Below are 853 nucleotides of genomic sequence, written 5' to 3'. Positions count from 1 at the left end.
GCCTCGTCGAGACGTTGGGCATCACGGGCTTGTCGAAGTCGCAGGTGTCGGTGATGGCCAAAGAACTCGACACCGCCGTCGAGGCGTTTCGCAGCCGGCCGCTCGATGCCGGCCCGTACACCTTTATGGCGGCCGACGCGCTGGTGCTCAAGGTGCGCGAGGCCGGGCGGGTGGTCAACGTGCACGCCCTGATCGCCGTCGCGGTAAACGCCGAGGGCTACCGCGAGATCCTCGGTGTCGAGGTCAGCACCGCCGAAGACGGCGCGGGCTGGCTGAGCTTCTTACGGTCGCTGACCGCCCGCGGCCTGTCCGGTGTCAAGCTGGTCACCTCGGACGCTCACGCTGGCCTGCTGTCCGCGATCGGAGCCACCTTGCCCGGAGCGGCCTGGCAGCGGTGCAGAACTCATTACGCGACCAACCTGATGTCGGTGACGCCGAAGTCATCGTGGCCGTGGGTACGCACCTTGCTGCACTCGGTCTATGACCAACCCGACGCTGAATCCGTTGCCGCGCAATATGACCGAATCATCGACGCTCTCGCCGAGAAACTTCCCAAGGTGGCTGATCACTTAGAGAACGCCCGCGCCGACCTCCTAGCGTTCACCGCCTTCCCCAAACAAATCTGGCGCCAGATCTGGTCGAACAACCCCCAAGAGCGGCTCAACAAAGAGATCCGCCGACGCACCGACGTCGTCGGCATCTTCCCCGACCGCAACGCCCTGATCCGCCTCGTCGGCGCCGTCCTGGCCGAACAACACGACGAATGGGCCGAATCCCGCCGCTACCTCGGCCTCGAAGTCCTCAGCAAATCACGCACCATCAACGACAACCCGACCGAACAGGAGGCCACACC

General features: G+C 64.9%; 1 protein-coding gene. It reads left to right on the top strand.

The window, feature by feature from the left end; all coding sequences use genetic code 11:
• On the top strand, positions 1-853 hold an 853-nt coding region (locus AC5Y39_RS21220), incomplete at both ends, for an IS256 family transposase (RefSeq protein WP_500048290.1).

This window comes from Mycobacterium sp. NGS39, from assembly GCF_059812765.1.
Note: the sequence above shows the minus strand (reverse complement) of the source record. Positions and strands in the feature narration are given on the sequence as shown.